The following is a 17,510-nucleotide window of genomic DNA, read 5'->3' as shown; positions in this document are numbered from 1 at the left end:
GGAGGAACCTGTGTCAACCACCATCCCGCACCAGCCAGCCATGGCGGCTGAGGCCTTCGCCGCTCGGCGCCGGTCGCCGACGCAGTCGGTTCAGCACCTCCTGCACGGGCATCCCACGATCAGCCCGATCCTCGTGCTGGTGGCCTCGTTCGTCGTGTTCACGATCGTCAACCCGAGGTTCTCCTCCGCGCAGTCGCTCTCGTTGGTTCTCCAGCAGGTAGCGATCGTGGCGGCGCTGGCGATCGGCCAGACGCTGATCATCCTGACGGCGGGCATCGACCTTTCCGTCGGCGCGCTCACCCTGCTCTCCATGATGGTGATGGCCAAGCTCGCCGCCGAGCAGGGCCTGCCGGGCGGGCTCGCGATCGCGATCGGCGTCGCCCTCGGCGCGCTGGGCGGCCTCGTCAACGGCTTGCTCGTCATGCGGTTGAAGGTGCCGCCATTCATCGCCACGCTCGGCACGCTGAGCGTCTTCACGGCGCTTGGGCTGCTCTACTCCAAGGCGCGCAGCATCCAGGCGTCGTCCATGCCCGACGTGCTGAGCTGGACGGGCGACACCTTCGGCGCGGGCCGGTTCCGGATCACCACCGGGGTCGTGCTCGTCGCGGTGATGTACGTCCTCGCGGCTTACGCGCTCGGCCAGACGGCCTGGGGCAGGCACGTCTACGCAGTCGGCAACGACGCGGAGGCGGCGAGGCTCGCGGGCATCAGAGTAGGCCGGGTGCTGCTGTCGGTGTACGTGGCGGCCGGGGTGATCTTCGGGATAACCGCGTGGATCCTCATCGGCCGCGCCGGGGCCGCCAGCCCCAATGCGCTGACAGACGCGAATCTCGAGAGCATCACGGCCGTCGTGATCGGCGGAACCAGCCTCTTCGGCGGCCGCGGTGTCGTGGTCGGGTCGCTGATCGGCGCACTGATCGTCGGGGTGTTCCGCAGCGGCCTGTCACTCGCGGGGGTCGACGACCAGTACCGCGTGCTGGCCATCGGCATCCTCGTCATCGCCGCCGTGGGTGTCGACCAGTGGATCAGGAAAGTGCGAGCATGAGCACAACGATGACCAAGCCGTTAGCCGCGGCCGAACGCCGGGTCCCCGCCCTCGAGGCCCGCGGGCTCGTGAAGACCTTCGGCCGGGTGGTCGGCCTCGACGGCGTCGACCTCGACCTCTACCCGGGCGAGGTTCTGGCCATCATCGGCGACAACGGCGCCGGCAAGTCCACCCTGATCAAGTGTCTCACCGGGGCCTACATCCCCGACGCCGGCGAGATTCTGGTCGACGGCTCCCCGGTGCAGTTCAAGCGCCCGCAGGACGCCCGGGCCGCCGGAATCGAGACCGTCTACCAGACGCTCGCGGTGGCACCGGCCCTCGACATCGCGAGCAACCTGTTCCTCGGGCGCGAGGTGCGCCGTAAGGGCGTCCTCGGCTCCGTCCTGCGCATGCTCGACAAGAAGGAGATGCGCGCCAGCGCCGAGCGCTCGATGACCGAACTCGGCATCGGGACCCTGCAGAACATGGGCCAGGCGGTCGAGACCCTCTCCGGCGGCCAGCGGCAGGCGGTCGCGGTGGCGCGTGCCGCGGCCTTCGCCAGCAAGCTCGTCGTCCTCGACGAGCCGACGGCCGCGCTGGGCGTGAAGGAGACGGCCCAGGTGCTCCGCCTGATCGAGGAGGTGAAGAAACGCGGGCTCGCCGTGATTCTGATCAGCCACAACATGCCGAACGTGTTCGAGGTGGCGGACCGGATCCAGATTCAGCGGCTCGGGCGGTCGGCCGGGGTGATCACGCCGAGGTCGCACACGATGTCCGAGGCCGTCGCGATCATGACCGGCGCCACGACGCTGGCCGAGACCCCGGGACGTGCGGCGCCATGACGATCGACGCCGGCATGCCGCTCCAGGCGATGACCGCGGCTGCCGTGGCCAGGGCGCGGTGAGGCCCGGGAGCGCACTGGTCGTCGGCGAGGCGCTCGTTGACGTGCTGCACGGCGCGTACGGCTCGCTTCGCGAGCGACCTGGCGGAAGTCCGGCGAATGTCGCGGTGGGGCTGGCCCGGCTCGGCCATCCGGTGACGTTGGCCACCCGGCTCGGGACGGACCGCCGGGGCGCGCGGCTGGCGGCGCACTTCCGCGACGAGGGCATCGAGCTGCTCGCCCAGCGCGGACCGCGGACGTCGACTGCCCAGGCACGGCTGCGGGCCGACGGCAACGCGTCATACGTCTTCGACCTCGACTGGGACGTCGCTCCCGACCCTCCAGCCGCGCGGCCCGTGGTGGTACACACCGGATCGTTCGGTGCCGTGCTCCCGCCCGGTGCCCAGCACGTGGCCGAACTCATCCGCGGCCTGGCCCCAGCCGCGACCGTTACCTACGACCTCAACCTACGCCCGGCCGCGATGGGAGCCGTCGAGGGTCTGCGGACACGGGTCGAGCGCATCGTGCGACTCGCGGACGTGGTCACCACGTCCGACGAGGATCTCGCGCACCTGCTGCCGGGGCTGGCGCCTGCCCAGGCCGCCGAACGACTCCTCGGGCTGGGGCCGAGTGCGGTGGTGGTGACGCTAGGCGCCCGCGGGTCGCTGTGCGTCACGCCGGGCGCGGTCGTCGCCGCGCCCGCCCACCGGGTCGAGGTCGTGGACACGATCGGGGCGGGAGATGCCTTCTGCGCGGGGGTGATCGACCGGCTCTGGCGCCTGGGCCTGCTCGGGTCCGCGCGGCGCGAGGCTCTCCGGACTCTCGACGACAGCGGGTGGTTCGACGTACTGACCCAGGCCTCCGTCGTCGCGGCGCTGACGGTGGGAAGGGAGGGTGCCGACCCGCCCACCCGCGCCGAGCTGGACGCAGCCCTGGGCGTGTCCGCGGGAGGGGAGATCTGACGCATCACAATATTCAGGCCCGGAGATCCACGATCTCCGGGCCTGAATTCGTAGCGGGGACAGGATTTGAACCTGCGACCTCTGGGTTATGAGCCCAGCGAGCTACCGAGCTGCTCCACCCCGCGTCGGTGAAACCACCGTATCAGACGGTCGGCGGGGGCTGTCAAAACGATGGGGCCGCCGGCTGGGCGGCCCCATCGCGATGCCGCTAGCCGGACGGACCGGCGCTGGGCGACGGTGTCGTCGTGGACGGCGGCGCGGCCGAGGGTGACGGCGAGGCCGAGGGCGTGCTGGCGCCTGTCAGCCCGTTGATCCGGGCGATCGCCTTGTCCTCGGCCGTCCGCGCCGCGCCGAAGGCCGCCCAGTCCGGCGGGGACTTCTCGAGTGCCTGCTCCTCGTCCGTGCGGGCCCTGTTGAGGTCGGTGATCGCAGACAGCAGCTCGGGGCTCGCGCCGGCGGGAGCCTGGGTCGGTGACGCGCTCGTCGAGGGTGAGGGCGACGGTGACGTGGTGGTGCCGTCCTGGGCCAACGGCGGCCCGGTCCCGCCGCCTCCGCCAGTGGTACCGGCGCCGGCCGCGGCCGCTCCGGCCCCGTCGCCGAACACCTTGACGAGCGCGGCCTGCAGCGAGTCCTCCAACGCGACCTTGTCGCCGAACACGACCGCGACGCCCTGCAGGGTCGGATACCTGGACGCGTCTCTGGCCTGGACGTAGTAGGGCTCGATGTACACGAGGCCGCCGGCGACCGGCAGGGTGAGCAGGTTGCCCTCGATGGTCTCGATCGTGGTGTTGGAGCTGTTCCCTCGCCAGGCCAGGAGCTTCTGGGCTGCCGGGCCGTTGGTCTCTATCAGGTTCTGCACCTGGGCCGGCCCGTTGATCGTCACCCCCTGCGGCAGGCGCAGTACCTCGAACTTCCCATAGTTACCCGGATCGCTGGAGACAGCGACGTACGCGGCCAGCTTCGATGACCGTCTGGAGATCAACGGCGACGTCAGGTTGAACGACGGCGATTTCTGGCCGGGCAGCTGGCTGTACACGTAGAAGGGCGGCTGATCCTTGTTCGCGTCATCCGGCGCCGGCGAGACGCCCCAGAAGTCCTCCTGCGAGTAGAACGCCCGGGGATTGGTCACGTGATAGTCGGCGAGCACGTCCCGTTGCACCTTGAAGAGGTCCTCGGGGTAGCGGAAGTGCGCCTTCAACGCGGTCGGAATCTCCTTGGCCGGCTTCACCGTGCCGGGGAAGGCGCGCATCCAGGTCCGCAGCACCGGGTCCTTCTCGTCGAAGGCGTAGAGCGTCACGGTCCCGTCGTAGGCGTCGACGGTGGCCTTGACCGAGTTGCGGAGATAGTTGATCTGATTCGAACCCTGCTGGGTGCGGTTCTGCCCGGTGACCGCGTCGGCGGTGACCTCGCCGAGGGCGTTGCGGTCGGAGTACGGGTAGCCGTCCGACGTGGTGTAGCCGTCGAGGATCCAGGTCACCCGGCCGTTCACGACCGCCGGGTACGGGTCACCGTCGAGCGTCAGCCACGGCGCGACCTTGGCGACCCGGTCGCGTGGGTTGCGCTCATAGAGGATCCGCGAATGGTCGGTGATGTCGGACGAGAAGAGGATGTTCTTCTCCCCGAAGCGGACAGAGAAGACGAAACGGTTGAACATGGAGCCGATCGAGACCCCGCCATCGCCGTCGTAGCTCGTGGTCGCCTGGTTCTGGGAGTCACCCGCGCCGTCGATCTCGGCCTGCTTCGTGCCGACGATCGAGTACTCCGGTGAGAGCTCCCCGAAGTAGATCTGGTTCTTGGTTATGTTGAACGGACCGGTCTGCGGCAGGTTTCCCACGGTGAAAACGGGCTTACCGCCCTCGACGGTGTTCGCCGGCGCCGCGACGAATCCCTTGCCGTGCGTGTAGATCAGGTGCTCGTTGATCCAGTTGCGCTGCGCCGGCGCGAGCCCGCTCTGGTCGAGCTCGCGAACGGAGACGACGTAGTCACGGGTGGCGCCCGAGCCGGTGCCGACCGTGTACCGGTCGATGTCGAGGGTGTCCGGGAAGCCGTAGTAGTTGCCGAACTGCTGGAGCTGGGTGAAGGTCCGCGACAGCTTGTTCGGGTCGAGCAGCCGGACATTGGAGACGGTTCCGACATCGTCGGCGACGGCGTCCGCGCTCACGTTCGTCGCCGGCCGGTAGTCCTGCGGTTTCACGTCCGCGATCCCATAGGCCGCGCGCGTCGCCTCGATGTTGCGGGTGATGTACGGCGCCTCCCGGGACGCCTCGTTCGGCTTCACCTGGAACTGCTGGACGATCGCCGGGTAGATACCGCCGATCACGACCGAGGACAGCACGAGGATTCCGGCGCCGAGCAGCGGCAGCGTCCACCCGCGCTGGAAGATGTTGTAGATGAACAGGCCCGCGCAGGCCAGCGAGATGAACAGCAGGATGAGCTTCGCCGGCAGCACGGCGTGCACGTCGGTGTAGCCCGCGCCCGTCGACACCACCCCGCGCGACGAGAAGACCGACCCGAACCGGTCCAGGTAGTAGCCCCACGCCTTGAGCAGCGCGAGCAGCCCCAGCAGCACCGACAGGTGTGCCTTCGCCGCCGGGGTCACCCGCTCCATCGACGCGCTGGCGGTCCGCTCCCGCGGGGGCTGGATGCGGATGCCCCCGAACAGGTAGTGGGTGATCACGGCCACCACCAGCGAGAGGATCACCGCGCTCAGCAGGAAGCCGAACAGGAACCGATAGAACGGGTACGTGAAGGCGTAGTAGCTGATGTCCCGGTGGAACTGCGGGTCACGCACGCCGAACGACTGCCCGTTGACCCACTGCAGCCAGGTTCGCCACCGCCCGGCCGCCGACAGGCCGGCCGCGAGGCCGAACAGCGCCGTCACCGTGAGCAGGACGATGAGCAGGTACGGCTCGACCGCGGACCGGTAACGCTCCAGGTTCTGCTGCTCCACCGACAACGGCCGCACCGGCGGGCGCAGCCGGTAGGCCAGCACCAGGTTGGTGCCGACGGCGACCGCCATCACGGCGCCGAACAGCACGAACAGCAGCACCCGCGTCCACAGGACCGTGGTGAAGACCTTGCTGAAGTTGACCGACCGATAGAACAGCAGGTCGGTGTAGACCGGCGTGAGCGCGAAGAACAAGATCACCAACAGGACGACCACGAGCAGCGGCACGATCACGCGTAGCCGGGTGATGAACGGCCGGCGGACCGCGCCCTTCGGCGCTCCCCGCTCAGACGGTTGCGCTGCCACAGTGCATCCTCCGTGCCCTCAGGCTCTGGCCCGCCTTCCCCCGAGTCGACCTGGCGCTCGGGCTTTGGCCCACTACGGGCAACCTACGCCAGCAGTCCGGGGTGGCCCGAGAGGCGTCTGGGCCGATCAGAGAGGATGGGCCCGTGACGAGCCCAAATCTCCCGGAGCTGACCGAGGTCGTGCTCGAGCTCGAGCGGTACGTCGCCACAGGCGGCTGGAACCAGCCTCACCGGCTCTTCGCGCTCGCACACACCGCGGACCTGCTGGCCTACGACCCGAGCCTGACCGATCACCTCGGCGAGGCGGCGTCACGGCAGCTGACCCCCATCGAGCAGGAGAACCTCCCCGAGGGCCCGCTCGAGCAGATGCTGGGCACGATCGGGTGGCCGGACGAGGTCGAGGGCTGCGTGCTCGTCACCGAGCTGGTGGTACTGCCGCCGAGCGCCGAGGAAGAGATTCCCTACGAGGATCACGAGATCGACGTCTGGGCGACCAGGCATCCGGAGCGCCAGGACATCCGGGTCGCCGTCGCGGTCACCCGCTCGGGCAAGTTCACCTCGTGCCTGCGCCGCCGCAACGACGAGCGCGAGATCGTCGTCGACCCCGACATCGCCGACGCCCTGTTCGACGGCCTCTTCGCCACTTTTTTGTAAGGCCCAGCCACGAGCGAAGCGACGTGGCCCCGCCGAGCCTGCTGTGGTTTCGCAACGTTCCAGCGGATCGCGACCGAGCTGGCGCGGAGGCGCGCCTCCGCGGAGGCATCCCTACGAGCGAAGCGACGTAGGGGTGCCGCAGCGGAGGTCGCAGGAGCGCGCGTGAGCGCAGGAGGACGGCGCGCGGAGGTCCCATGGGAGCGAAGCGAGTACGGGGCCGGAGCGCGCCGCCCGGACGGAGCGAACCATCAGCACAGTCAGCAGGTCGGGATCGATGACCTCTGGGGGCCGCCGAGCTTCTCTAGGGCGTCGAGGGCGTTCGAGAGCTTGTCGACCTTGATCAGAGTCAGACCGCTCGGGGCCATCTTCTTCGCGTCCGCGCAGTTGTCCGCGGGGACGAGGAACACGGTCGCGCCCGAGCCGCGGGCGCCGAGGATCTTCTGCTGGATGCCCCCGATGGGGCCGACCTTGCCGGTGGTGTCGATCGTGCCGGTACCAGCGATGATCCGGCCGCCGGTGAGCTGCCCCGGCGTGAGCAGGTCGATGATGCCCAGGGCGAACATCAGCCCCGCGCTCGGTCCGCCGACGTCCGAGATCCGGATTCGAACGGTGAACGGGTAGGTCCGCTTCTCCGTCGTCGTGATCCCGATGATCGGCCGGGTCTTGTCGTCGGGAGCCGTTCCGGTGGTGATGACGGTTGTCGTCGGGGTGCCGCCACCGTTCGACGAGGACGACGAGGAGGACGACGTCGCGCCGTGCTGGAAGGTGATTTTGACATCCTCGCCCGGCTTGGCCTTGCCGATCTCTCCACGCAGCTCGACCTGGGAATGCACCGGTGTGCCGTTGACCTCGGTCACGATGTCACCGGGCGACAGCTTGCCCGTCGCCGGCGAGTCGGTGGGCACGGCGACCACGACGACGGAGGTGCCGGTCGACTCGATGCCCAGCTCGGTCAGCGCCGCCGCGGTCGCCTGATCCTGGGAGTCCAGCATCGCCTGGGTGTTCTCCTGCTGGATCTGCTCCTGGGTCGAGCCAGGCGGCTCGATCAGCTCCCGGGGAACGACCGCGCGATCACCGTCGACCCAGTCCTCGAGGGCGCCCAGCAGGTTCAGCCGGGGCGTCTCCTCGACGGTGGTGAGTTCCAGCTTCCCGCTGGTCGGGTACGTCTGGCGCCCCTTGATGTCGATCAGCGTCACGCCCTTGACGCTGCCGAGCGTGTCCGTCACCGGCCCCGGGGCCAGCGTCACGAACGGCACCGGAAGCCACAGCCCCGCTATCCCCAGCACCAGCGCGAGCACCGACGCGACGACCAGGGTCTGAGTCCTGCGGGCCATGTCCCGCAGTCTACGTAGGCCTAGATCCCGACAGTGGCTCCCACCGACCGGCCCTGGCCCACGCAGACATCCCGGGCGCTGACCAGGGATGTCCGCGCGTCCGGCCTAGCGAGCCGGCTCGCTTCCCAGCGGTCCGGTCGCCTCCGGCACCGCCCGCCGCCGCGCGAGCTCGGCGTCCGCCGAGTCCTTCGGTGCCCTGTCCTCCGACGCCCTGTCCTCCGGCATCCGGTCCCCCGACGCCCTGTCCCCCGGCACCTGGTCGTCGACGACCCGCGCGGCCGGGACGACGGCTTCCACCCGTGGGGGCCTGGCCGGCCGCCCAGCCATCGCCTCGCGGGCAGGGGCCGCAGCCTTGGCCCCCCGGACGGCGTCGCCCGGATAGACCGCGTCCTTCGGGGCGCTTCCGGCGGAGGGATCGACGGGTCTCGCCAGCGCGTCCATGCTCCGGCGGTAGCCCTCGATGGTGATCATCGCTTCTCGGGCTCGCTTCGGACGACCGCGCAGCGCGGTCCACAGCAGCGCCAGCAGTAGCGCCGCGGGGGGAATCAGAAGCAACCACATGGCGGCCTCGACGCGAGGAAGGGGAAGCGAACGAAAAGGGGGTTGACCAGGAGAGTTGGGATCAGCGAGGTAGATGATCAGGATCTGTCCAGGCCCAGCTCTATCGTAGGTGCCCACTTGAGCAGGCGCCTACCCATTCCGAGGTGCCATCGGCGAACAGCTGCCGCTTCCAGATGGGCACCCGGCCCTTGACCTCGTCGATGAGCTGGCGGCACGCGGCGAAGGCCTCGGCCCGGTGCGCCGCCGACGCGGCCGCGACGACCGCGATGTCCCCGATCGTCAGCAGCCCGGTGCGGTGCACCACGGCGACCGCCAGCACGCCGCGGCTCGCGGGGGCGCCGGTCGCCCCCGGAGCGGCGCCGTCCGCGACCTCGCGGGCGACGGCTGTCATCTCGCGCTCGGCGAGCGGGTGCGCGACATACTCCAGCTCGACGACGGGACGCCCGTCGTCGTGGTCACGGACGGTCCCGACGAACAGCGCGGTACCGCCCGCCCCGGGCAGCGAGACCGCGGCCAGGCACTCGTCCACCGACAGCGGGGAGTCCCGCAGCTCGGCGACGACGAGCGCACCGCCGTCCGCACCGACCGAGGAGGCGGCCAGGGAGATGTCCATACGGCGACGGTAGCCGTTGTGACCAAACCGAGGCTTTCTTGATCATGAGGTCTGGTGGCGGCCTGGCCCACGCCCGATGGGTCGCTGGTACGGGCGCTCGGCGCCCGAAACGGCCGACGCCGCACTACGGTGGATACATGTCCGCACAGCACGCAGCGAGGGTGTCGAGCCGATGAGTAGCCAGTTTCCGTTCGGCTTCACCCCAGGTGATGGGGGCGGGGACCCTGAGAAGGGGCCGCTCGGCCCGTTCGGCGGCGCGGCGCCGTTCTTCGCCGAGTTGGAGAAACTGCTGTCCTGGCAGGGTGGCCCGGTCAACTGGGAGCTTGCCCGGCAGGTGGCGGCCAGGACCGTCGGCTCCGACGACCCGGCGATCACCGCGGCGGACGAGGAGAACGTCGCCGGCGCGCTGCGCATCGCCGACATCTGGCTCGACCCGGTCACCTCCCTGCCGGCCGGCGGATCGACGGCCCGTGCCTGGTCCAGGCAGCAGTGGATCGAGGCGACGCTCCCGGTCTGGCGGACGCTGTGCGACCCGGTCGCCACGAAGGTGGTCGAGGCGATGCGCGCGGGCCTGTCCGGTGGCCTCGCCCAGCTCGGCGGCGCCGAGGGCCTGCCGCCGGAGGTCGCGGCGGCGCTGCCGCCCGGCCTCGACCTCGGCCAGCTGATGGCGGCCGGCGGCCCGGTCGTCGAGATGATGAACCGGGTTGGCGGAATGCTGTTCGGCGCCCAGGTCGGCCAGGCGATCGGGACCCTCGCCGGGGAGGTCGTGTCGTCGACCGAGATCGGGCTCCCGCTGGCGCCAGTCGGGACGGCCGCGCTGTTGCCGGCGAATGTCGCCGCCTTCGGCGAGGGCCTCGGCATCGAGGCCGAGGAGGTCCGGATCTACCTGGCGCTGCGAGAGGCCACGGCGACGCGGCTGTTCGCCCACGTCCCGTGGCTGCGCGCCCACCTGCTCGGCACCGTGGAGGAGTACGCCCGCGGCATCACCGTCGATCAGGAGGCGCTGGGCCAGGTCATGCGGATGGTCGACCCCACCATGATCACGGATCCGGAGAAGCTCTCCGAGGCGCTCGGCGAGGACGTGTTCGCCGACGCCACGACGCCGGAGCAGGAGGCGGCGCTCGGCCGCCTGGAGGTCGCGCTCGCCCTCGTCGAGGGCTGGGTCGACCACGTCACCGACATCGCGGCCAGCGAGCACCTGCCCGCCGCCGCCCGGCTGCGCGAGATGGTGCGTCGGCGGCGAGCCGAGGGCGGCCCTGCCGAGCAGACCTTCGCGACCCTGGTGGGCCTGTCCCTGCGGCCGCGGCGGCTGCGAGAGGCCGCGGCGCTGTGGGAGGCGCTGCGGGTGGCGCGCGGTTCCGACGGGCGCGACGCCGTCTGGGGCCATCCGGACCTGTTGCCGTCGGCGGACGACCTGGCCAACCCGGAGGGATTCGTCTCCGGCGCCACGGCGAGCCTGCTGGACCCGATCGCCGAGATCGAGAAGCTGCGGGACACGCCTCCCAACGAGGGTCCCGACGAGCCGGATCCCGACGCGTCGGCATAGCCGGCGGGTGACGCACCCCTGCTGAAGGAGCGCGCCGGGTGCGTCCCGGCGCGGACACCTCCGGGCCAACGGTTGCCAACCGGGATCAGCCGCCCGCCTACCCGGTCCCGGGTGCCGTGCGGCGATACCGGCCCGTCGACTAGGCCGACCTGACATCACCTCAGCGTCACCACCAGGAAGCCTTCGGTGGTTCGGTCGTTTCGCGGAGAGAAAGCGCGAGCGTCGGGCTTCGCCACAGACGTCCCGCTCCCGCACGCAACGTATCCGTGACGATCCGGAGCAGGGTCGCGCGGACCACCGCCGGCGTCTCCTCCCCGGCGAACGCCGGACCCTCGGCGGACGCGCCGGGCGGTCACCGCTGCCCGGACGGTGGTCTCGGGACCGTGCCGCCGAGCGGCCCACTGACCACGCCTGGTGTCCGGCTCGGGAGGATGGGTCCTGCCGCCGCGTGACCGCCAGGCCCAGAGGACAGACCGCACAGACCTCTGGGTGGACAGGAGATCCGGGCGGCGGGCGCGGGCCGGCCAGCTGAGGATCGGCCCCGCGCCCGAGACGGCCCGTGCCAGGGGCCGGGACGCGACCCTGCTCCCTTCGCGCCCCCCGGCTCGTCCTGGGCGGGCAGCCAGCCGACGCGAGCCCACCCGGGTTCGGCGAAGCCACGCGGCGAGCGCCGCCGTCGGCCGTCTCGAGCACCGTGTCCGAGCACCACTGGGCGTCCGCGCCCGGCGACGTGGCCGGGTGTCGGACCTGGGAAGGGAGATCCACGTGGCCGACAGCTACGAGGGTTACTGCGTCAAGTGCAAGGAGAAGCGCCACTACGAGGGTGAGGTGCGGATCAGCGAGTCGGGCCGGCGGATGGCCAGGGGGACCTGCCCGGTCTGTGGGTCGACGATCAACCGGATCCTCGGCAAGGCCTGACGCCCGGGCGGTGGACGCGGCGGAGGCGGGTCACCGCACACCGCCGACGACGCGCTGACGTGGCTGTCAAACCGCCACTGTCCACAGTCGTGCGCGCGCGGATACCGAGACGGCGAGCGCTGTGCGATCGTGCGCGCTGTCAGGGCCGGCGGTCCGGGGGACCGCGCCCACATCCCGCGACGTGCGTCCAGCGCCTCGCCGTCCGCCGGGCGGCGCCGGCCCGGGCGAGGAGGTGCGCCATGCGCCCGATGCTCAAGCCAGGCCTGCGCCGCCTGTGGCGGGACGGGTCCACCCTGCAGCTCGGGGTCGACCCGTCCCGCGCCCTCGTCCTGCCCGGGGTGACACCCGGGCACGTCGCCGCCCTCGATGCCCTGGACGGCTCTCGTGCCGGCACCCGGCCGGCCACCGGCGCCGACCAGGCCACCGCCGCGTTGCTCGGTCTGCTGGGCGAGGCCGGGCTGCTCGACGACGCCGCGCCGGACGGCGTCGAGCAACCGCCGCTGCCCGCTCTCGACCGCGATCGCCTGCGGCCGGATCTCGCCGCTCTCTCGCTGGCCGCCAACCATCCCGGCGGCGCGCACCGGGTGCTCGCCGGGCGGCGGGGCGCCCGGGTCCGCGTCCGGGGCGCCGGCCGGGTCGGCGCGCACATCGCCACGCTGCTCGTCGCCGCCGGCGTAGGGCGGGTGGTCGTCGACGATGCCGGACTGGCCGGCCCAGCCGACGTCTCCCCCGGCGGGTTGGGTCTCGACGCCATTGGCCGGCCCCGCGCACTGGCCGCGATGGCGGCGCTGGGCCGGGTGACCCGGCAGCCGGCCCCCGGCGCCCCAGGGGGCTCCGGAGACGCCGCCGCGCCGTTCCACCCGAACCTGGTCGTGCTGGCCCCGGTCGGGGTGCCCGTGCTACGCCCCGACGAGTCGCTGGAACTGGCGCGCGCCGGGGTGCCTCATCTGCTCACCGGCATCCGGGAGACCACCGGGGTGGTCGGGCCGCTTGTCGTGCCTGGGCGAACGTCGTGCCTGCACTGCCAGCACCTGCGGCGGTACGCGGCTGACGAGGCCTGGCCGCTGCTGGCCATGCAGCTCGCCCGGCGCGCCGAGAGCGGCCCGGACCCGTGTGATGTGACGCTCGCCGCACAGGTCAGCGCGCTCACGGCCGCCCAGGCGCTCGCCTTTCTCGACGCCGGGCCCACCGCAGCGACGCTGCCGGCCACGGCCGCGGGAACCTTGGAGATCGCGACCCCCGACTGGCGCGTCCGCCGGCGCAGCTGGCGGCCACACGCCGACTGCCCCTGCGGCGCAGCCGATGCCTCGACGCGGCCGGATTCCGGCTGACCGCGCCCCAGCCGCCCCACACCCGGTCGCCGAGACCTCGCGTCCGGTCTGGTGGCCGGCGGAATGGTACGTCGACGCACCGCCCCGCCGGCCGGTGATCTCCGAATTCGGGGTGCCTGCTGCGCGGGAGGTGGACGATGGGGGGGTGTCCGACATCCCCCGCCGGGCCGTCGTGCGGACGGCCCGGCTCGCCACTCTCCCCCTTGGCTACGCCGGCCGGGCGACGCTCGGCGTCGGCCGCCGTCTCGGCGGCCGACCCGCCGAGGCCGTCGCGACGGAACTCCAGCAGCGCACCGCCGAGCAGGTCTTCCGGGTCCTGGGCGAGCTCAAGGGCGGCGCGATGAAGCTGGGGCAGATGCTGTCGGTCTTCGAGGCCGCGCTGCCCGACGAGGTCGCCGGCCCCTACCGGGCGGCGCTGACCAAGCTGCAGGAAGCCGCCCCACCGCTGCCCGCCGCGACCATCCACAAGGTGCTCGCCGCCGAGCTGGGCCCGGACTGGCGGGAGCTGTTCGCCTCGTTCGACGACGTGCCCGCGGCGGCGGCCAGCATAGGGCAGGTACACCGGGCGGTCTGGTCGGACGGACGGCCCGTCGCGGTGAAGGTGCAGTACCCGGGCGCCGGTCCGGCGTTGCTGTCCGACCTGACCCAGCTCGGCCGCGCCGCGCGCCTGTTCGGCGCGCTCGCGCCGGGGCTGGACGTCAAACCACTGATCGAGGAGCTGCGGGCGCGGGTCGCCGAGGAGCTTGACTACCGGCTGGAGGCGAGCTGGCAGCGCGCGTTCGCCGAGGCCTACCAGGCAGACCCCGACATCGCCATCCCCTGGCCGCTCGCGGCCAGCGACCACGTGCTCGTCGCCGAGTGGCTCGACGGCCTCCCGCTCGCGGACGTCATCGCCAGCGGGGACCAGACCCAGCGAGACCGGGCGGGGCTGTTGCTGTGCCGGTTCCTCTACTCCTGCCCGGCGCGCTCCGGGCTGCTGCACGCCGACCCACACCCCGGCAACTTCCGGCTGCTGGCCGACGGCCGGCTCGGCGTGCTGGACTTCGGCGCGGTGGCGCGGCTGCCGGACGGGCTGCCCGAGGTGATGGGCCGGCTGACCCGGCTCGCGCTCGACGCCCGTCGCGCCACCGCCACCAGCGGCGCTGTCGCCGCCGCGGGCACGAAAGGCGCGGGCACGGGTGCGGCCGGCGTGGGCAAGGCCGCGGCCCTCGCGGAGGAGGACGCCGCCGAAGAGGTGATCGAAGGGCTGCGCCGGGAGGGGTTCATCCGGCCGAACGTCACGGTCGACGCCCAGGAGCTCCTGGAACATCTCGGCCCGCTGCTCGACGCGCTCGCCGAGGAGGAGTTCACGTTCTCCCGCCAGTGGCTGCGAGAACAGGCACTGCGGCTGGCGGACTGGCGCTCGCCGGCCGCCCAGGTCTCCCGCCAGCTCAATCTGCCGCCGTCCTACCTGCTGATCCACCGGGTCACGATGAGCGGGATTGGCCTGCTCTGCCAGCTCGGCGCCACGACGTCGCTCAGGGCGGAGATGGAGCGCTGGCAGCCCGGCTTCGCGCCACCCGGCTCGGCCGCCGCCCGGCACGCGACCAGGGCGAACCGTCCCGGCCGCCCGCTGCCGACGGTCGCCGTCACGCCCGGCGGTGGCGCCGGCGCCACCGTGAGGCCGATCGACCCGATCCTGTTCGACCCGCCGCCTCAGCGCCGGGCCCGCGCGCCCCGCGCACCTCGGACACCGCGCCAGCGCGGCACCGAGCCCGCGGCGGTCCAGCCGGACCAGCCGGAGCGCTAGGCGTCAGCGCGTGGTCTCGGTGTCACCGGGGCGGCGCTGCTCGGGCGGCAGCTCGCCACGGCCGAGGTCATCGCGCTCACCGAGGTAGAGAAAGCCATAGGCCTCGTCCCGAAAGGTGACACCGGCGGCGCGCAGTACCTCGTCCCAGTCGCCGGTGCAGGTGGTCCGCGCGCCCTCGCTGCCGTGGTCGGCGGTGAGCATGATCGCGACCCGATCGGTGAGGCCGCGGGCGTCCAGCAGGTCCAGGAAGACGCCGAGGCGGCGATCCGAGTCCAGGAGCGAGGCCCGCGCCTCGGCCGAGTACGGCCCCCCGCCGTGGTGGCCGGTGTCGGTCACGGTGGTGTTCCACCAGGTGAAGGCCGGCGGGTCCTCGCTTCCCCACAGGTCGAGCACCTGCTTGAGCCCGAGCGCGTCGACCCGGCTGGACCAGCCGTAGTCCCGGTCCGCGGTCGCCCACTCCTGGCTGGTGTGCGGGTCGTCGTCGCCGCGCGGCAGATGGTCGGCCATCCCGCCGGCGCCGTCGAGGCTCTCCAGCGCCCGGACCAGCTCGAAGGTCGAGTAGGTGGCGCCTCGGTCGATCGGCTCGTTGACGCACGCGGTCATCGCGTCCGGGCGGGCGGCGGCGATCGCCTCGAACACCGTGCGGACACCGGGCCGCAGGTGCTGGCAGGCGGTGTGCCAGACGCTCACCTCGTTGGTGACGACCTGCTCGCCGGTGGCCCGGTCGAAGTAGACGTTGTTCAGGATTCCATGCCGGCCAGGGCCGACGCCGGTGAGCGCCGACGTGTGGTTGGTCAGCGTCACGCTCGGGAACTCAGCCACCGCGCCACCGGTCAGGGCGCAGCCGCGCGCGAGCAGCCGGGCCACGTTCGGCAGCCGGCCCCGCGCCGCCAGCGCGAGCAGGTCGTTGCAGTTGGTGCCGTCCCAGAGCAGGCCGACGACGTGGCGCGGCAGCGCCGTCCCGGCGAGGTCGTCGGCAAGCAGGTCGGCCAGCGCCGCGCCCTCGACGTCCGGCATCGGGGCGCCCGCGAGCGCGGCCAGCGTCGGGCCGACGTCGACGACCCTGGCGTGCCACGCCAGCAGGCCGCGGGCGCGCACACCGGCGCCGGACAGCACCAGCGGAGCGCGCGACTGGCCGGCGTCGAGTGATCCGTGCTCGCCGAGGTGGCCGCCGCGCTCCGGCCAGTAGTGACCGGGGGTGTGCATGACGACGACGTCGGGCGAGCGGGTCGGGTCGGCGAAGACCGAGGCGAGCCGTGGCCCGGCGAGCGGGTACGAGTTGCGCTCGTTCGGCGGCGACGGGTCGGCGAGCGCCTCGGCGCACCCCACCGCGTGCAGCGGGTCCCGCGTCTCGACCGGGTTGCGGCCGCGCAGCACCTGCCACGGGCCGTCGGGCGCGGCGGCTGGCACCCGAGCCGCGCCGTGGGAGTTGGCGACGTGCAGCCAGCCGTCGTCGACCCAGGCGACCAGGTCGACGATGTGATCCAGCTCGGGGGACGTCAGTACGTCCGTGGCCAGGGCCCGCTGAGCGGACCGCGACGAGGTGAGAGAGCCGGACGGGTTCCGCCCGGCGCCGGTCTGGACGGGGTAGGTCCGCTCACTGCTTGGCACGATCGGAACACTACTGGCGCACACCGTACCGAGAGGCGACGCGCGCCTCACCCCCGAGGGGCGAATCACCGAACACCTGATGGCGCGGTCGGGGTACGAGATGGAGCTGGCCGCCTGGCTCGCCCCGTGCGGGCGGCCAGGCGGCCAGCGATGAAGGTACGGATGATGGGAAACCCGTCGGCTGTGTGATCGAAATTCATGATCGCACGGTCACGGGGTCTAGGCCGCGATCACCTTGCGGGGACGGCCGCGGGGGCGCTTGTACGGGACCACGACGCCGGTGACCACGAGCTCACCGCCCCACACGCCCCAGGGCTCGTGGCGGTCGAGCGCGGTCGCCAGGCAGGCCAGGCGGATAGGGCAGTCGCGGCAGATCGCCTTCGCGGACTCGACGTCCGCCGGCGACTCCGCGAAGAACAGGTCGGGGTCAGCGTCCCAGCAGGGAAGCGAAAGACGCTCCCGCTCGATCCGGGCAACGATCGAGGGGTCGAACACCGGTGTCACCTCCGACACGGGAATCTCTTCGGTGCGGTCAGAAGGGAAAAACACAAAGGCCGCGGGCCCCAGTGGGGTCCGCGGCCTCGGGTTCTGGCCTAGGTGCCGGCTACACCGGCGGTTCCGTCTGGGACGGACCCCTGCTGTCTGGGTGACGTCGCGTGGACGCCTGGGTCTTGGCCTGGAGCTTGTTCGTGTGGGCAATGGCGGCCGTCTGGAAGGCGGACTTGTCCCGTGCGGCCGCGGCGATGACGCTCGCGCCACGCCGTGCCGCCGGGGCGACGGTCGGCTTCGCGGCCGGAACGACGCCGTGACGGGCCTCATCCGCCAGCGCATATGCCATCGGCTCGGTGGCCGCCGACAGATCCGCCATGAGCGGGAGGGCCGACGCCGGGATATCCATCCCGCCCCGCCAGGCCGGTGCGTCCGTCACGCCGAGTCCACGCCAGAAACCGCCTGCCACGGCGGTTTCGAGCGATCCGCGCGCGGGACCTGACAGGACGCCGACCTCGCGCGGACGCGCGATGACCGCCCCGAGCT

Annotated in this window: 15 protein-coding genes and 1 tRNA gene; 8 read left to right on the top strand and 8 right to left on the bottom strand. The window is 72.1% G+C overall.

Annotation, left to right across the window (positions count from 1 at the left end; genetic code table 11):
* Positions 1 to 10: 10 nt before the first annotated feature.
* The 3 genes from FRCN3DRAFT_RS0210545 to FRCN3DRAFT_RS0210535 are packed head-to-tail and all read left to right on the top strand — an operon-like array spanning position 11 to position 2,866.
* Positions 11 to 1,045 carry an ABC transporter permease gene (locus FRCN3DRAFT_RS0210545; RefSeq protein WP_007515983.1) on the top strand — a complete coding sequence of 345 codons (1,035 nt, stop codon included), beginning with the start codon at positions 11 to 13 and terminating at the stop codon, positions 1,043 to 1,045.
* Positions 1,042 to 1,866: an ATP-binding cassette domain-containing protein gene (locus FRCN3DRAFT_RS0210540; RefSeq protein WP_007515984.1), complete on the top strand. Its 825-nt coding sequence runs from the start codon at positions 1,042 to 1,044 to the stop codon at positions 1,864 to 1,866. The genes FRCN3DRAFT_RS0210545 and FRCN3DRAFT_RS0210540 overlap by 4 nt, the downstream gene beginning before the upstream one ends.
* A gap of 58 nt (positions 1,867 to 1,924) precedes the next feature.
* On the top strand, positions 1,925 to 2,866 hold the full coding sequence (locus FRCN3DRAFT_RS0210535) for a carbohydrate kinase family protein (protein ID WP_007515985.1): 942 nt from the start codon (positions 1,925 to 1,927) through the stop codon (positions 2,864 to 2,866).
* A gap of 51 nt (positions 2,867 to 2,917) precedes the next feature.
* Here the strand turns inward: FRCN3DRAFT_RS0210535 and FRCN3DRAFT_RS0210530 are convergent.
* A tRNA-Met gene (locus FRCN3DRAFT_RS0210530) sits at positions 2,918 to 2,991 on the bottom strand.
* A gap of 83 nt (positions 2,992 to 3,074) precedes the next feature.
* Positions 3,075 to 6,119: a UPF0182 family membrane protein gene (locus FRCN3DRAFT_RS0210525; protein WP_007515986.1), complete on the bottom strand. Its 3,045-nt coding sequence runs from the start codon at positions 6,117 to 6,119 to the stop codon at positions 3,075 to 3,077.
* A 143-nt stretch (positions 6,120 to 6,262) separates the two neighbouring features.
* On the opposite strand from FRCN3DRAFT_RS0210525, the gene FRCN3DRAFT_RS0210520 reads away from it, so the two are divergent.
* Positions 6,263 to 6,772: a PPA1309 family protein gene (locus FRCN3DRAFT_RS0210520; protein WP_007515987.1), complete on the top strand. Its 510-nt coding sequence runs from the start codon at positions 6,263 to 6,265 to the stop codon at positions 6,770 to 6,772.
* Between the two features lie 257 nt (positions 6,773 to 7,029).
* Here FRCN3DRAFT_RS0210520 and FRCN3DRAFT_RS0210515 read toward each other — a convergent pair whose 3' ends face one another.
* From FRCN3DRAFT_RS0210515 to FRCN3DRAFT_RS0210505, 3 genes are all read right to left on the bottom strand, one after another.
* A complete protein-coding gene (locus tag FRCN3DRAFT_RS0210515) occupies positions 7,030 to 8,106 on the bottom strand; it encodes a YlbL family protein (RefSeq protein WP_007515988.1) in 1,077 nt (358 codons plus the stop codon).
* Positions 8,107 to 8,211: 105 nt separating this feature from the next.
* The gene (locus tag FRCN3DRAFT_RS43815) at positions 8,212 to 8,667 is read right to left on the bottom strand and encodes a hypothetical protein (protein ID WP_007515989.1); all 456 of its coding nucleotides are present in this window, start codon (positions 8,665 to 8,667) and stop codon (positions 8,212 to 8,214) included.
* A gap of 100 nt (positions 8,668 to 8,767) precedes the next feature.
* Positions 8,768 to 9,280 carry a molybdenum cofactor biosynthesis protein MoaE gene (locus FRCN3DRAFT_RS0210505; RefSeq protein WP_007515990.1) on the bottom strand — a complete coding sequence of 171 codons (513 nt, stop codon included), beginning with the start codon at positions 9,278 to 9,280 and terminating at the stop codon, positions 8,768 to 8,770.
* 172 nt (positions 9,281 to 9,452) lie between these two features.
* Here FRCN3DRAFT_RS0210505 and FRCN3DRAFT_RS0210500 point away from each other — a divergent pair, with 172 nt between their 5' ends.
* The 4 genes from FRCN3DRAFT_RS0210500 (at position 9,453) to FRCN3DRAFT_RS0210485 (ending at position 14,864) form a co-directional block, all read left to right on the top strand.
* Positions 9,453 to 10,826 carry a zinc-dependent metalloprotease gene (locus FRCN3DRAFT_RS0210500; protein WP_007515991.1) on the top strand — a complete coding sequence of 458 codons (1,374 nt, stop codon included), beginning with the start codon at positions 9,453 to 9,455 and terminating at the stop codon, positions 10,824 to 10,826.
* Positions 10,827 to 11,591: 765 nt separating this feature from the next.
* Positions 11,592 to 11,744, top strand: a complete 153-nt coding sequence (locus FRCN3DRAFT_RS53965; RefSeq protein ID WP_007515992.1) for a DUF5679 domain-containing protein — start codon at positions 11,592 to 11,594, stop codon at positions 11,742 to 11,744.
* Between the two features lie 239 nt (positions 11,745 to 11,983).
* Positions 11,984 to 13,075, top strand: coding sequence for a hypothetical protein (locus FRCN3DRAFT_RS0210490; RefSeq protein ID WP_007515993.1), 1,092 nt, complete (start codon positions 11,984 to 11,986; stop codon positions 13,073 to 13,075).
* 145 nt (positions 13,076 to 13,220) lie between these two features.
* Entirely contained in the window at positions 13,221 to 14,864 is a 1,644-nt protein-coding gene (locus tag FRCN3DRAFT_RS0210485) for an ABC1 kinase family protein (protein WP_007515994.1), read from the top strand.
* A 3-nt stretch (positions 14,865 to 14,867) separates the two neighbouring features.
* Here the strand turns inward: FRCN3DRAFT_RS0210485 and FRCN3DRAFT_RS0210480 are convergent, their stop codons facing one another.
* The 3 genes from FRCN3DRAFT_RS0210480 to FRCN3DRAFT_RS0210470 form a co-directional block, all read right to left on the bottom strand.
* A complete protein-coding gene (locus FRCN3DRAFT_RS0210480; RefSeq protein ID WP_106410428.1) occupies positions 14,868 to 16,475 on the bottom strand; it encodes an alkaline phosphatase family protein in 1,608 nt (535 codons plus the stop codon).
* A 219-nt stretch (positions 16,476 to 16,694) separates the two neighbouring features.
* Positions 16,695 to 16,988: a WhiB family transcriptional regulator gene (locus FRCN3DRAFT_RS0210475; RefSeq protein ID WP_035924614.1), complete on the bottom strand. Its 294-nt coding sequence runs from the start codon at positions 16,986 to 16,988 to the stop codon at positions 16,695 to 16,697.
* A gap of 91 nt (positions 16,989 to 17,079) precedes the next feature.
* Complete coding sequence (locus FRCN3DRAFT_RS0210470; RefSeq protein WP_131803457.1) at positions 17,080 to 17,403, bottom strand: hypothetical protein; 324 nt, start codon at positions 17,401 to 17,403, stop codon at positions 17,080 to 17,082.
* Between the last annotated feature and the right edge of the window lie 107 nt (positions 17,404 to 17,510).

The sequence above is a fragment of the Pseudofrankia saprophytica genome, from assembly GCF_000235425.2.
Taxonomy (GTDB): Bacteria; Actinomycetota; Actinomycetes; order Frankiales; family Frankiaceae; genus Pseudofrankia; species Pseudofrankia saprophytica.
Note: the sequence above shows the minus strand (reverse complement) of the source record. Positions and strands in the feature narration are given on the sequence as shown.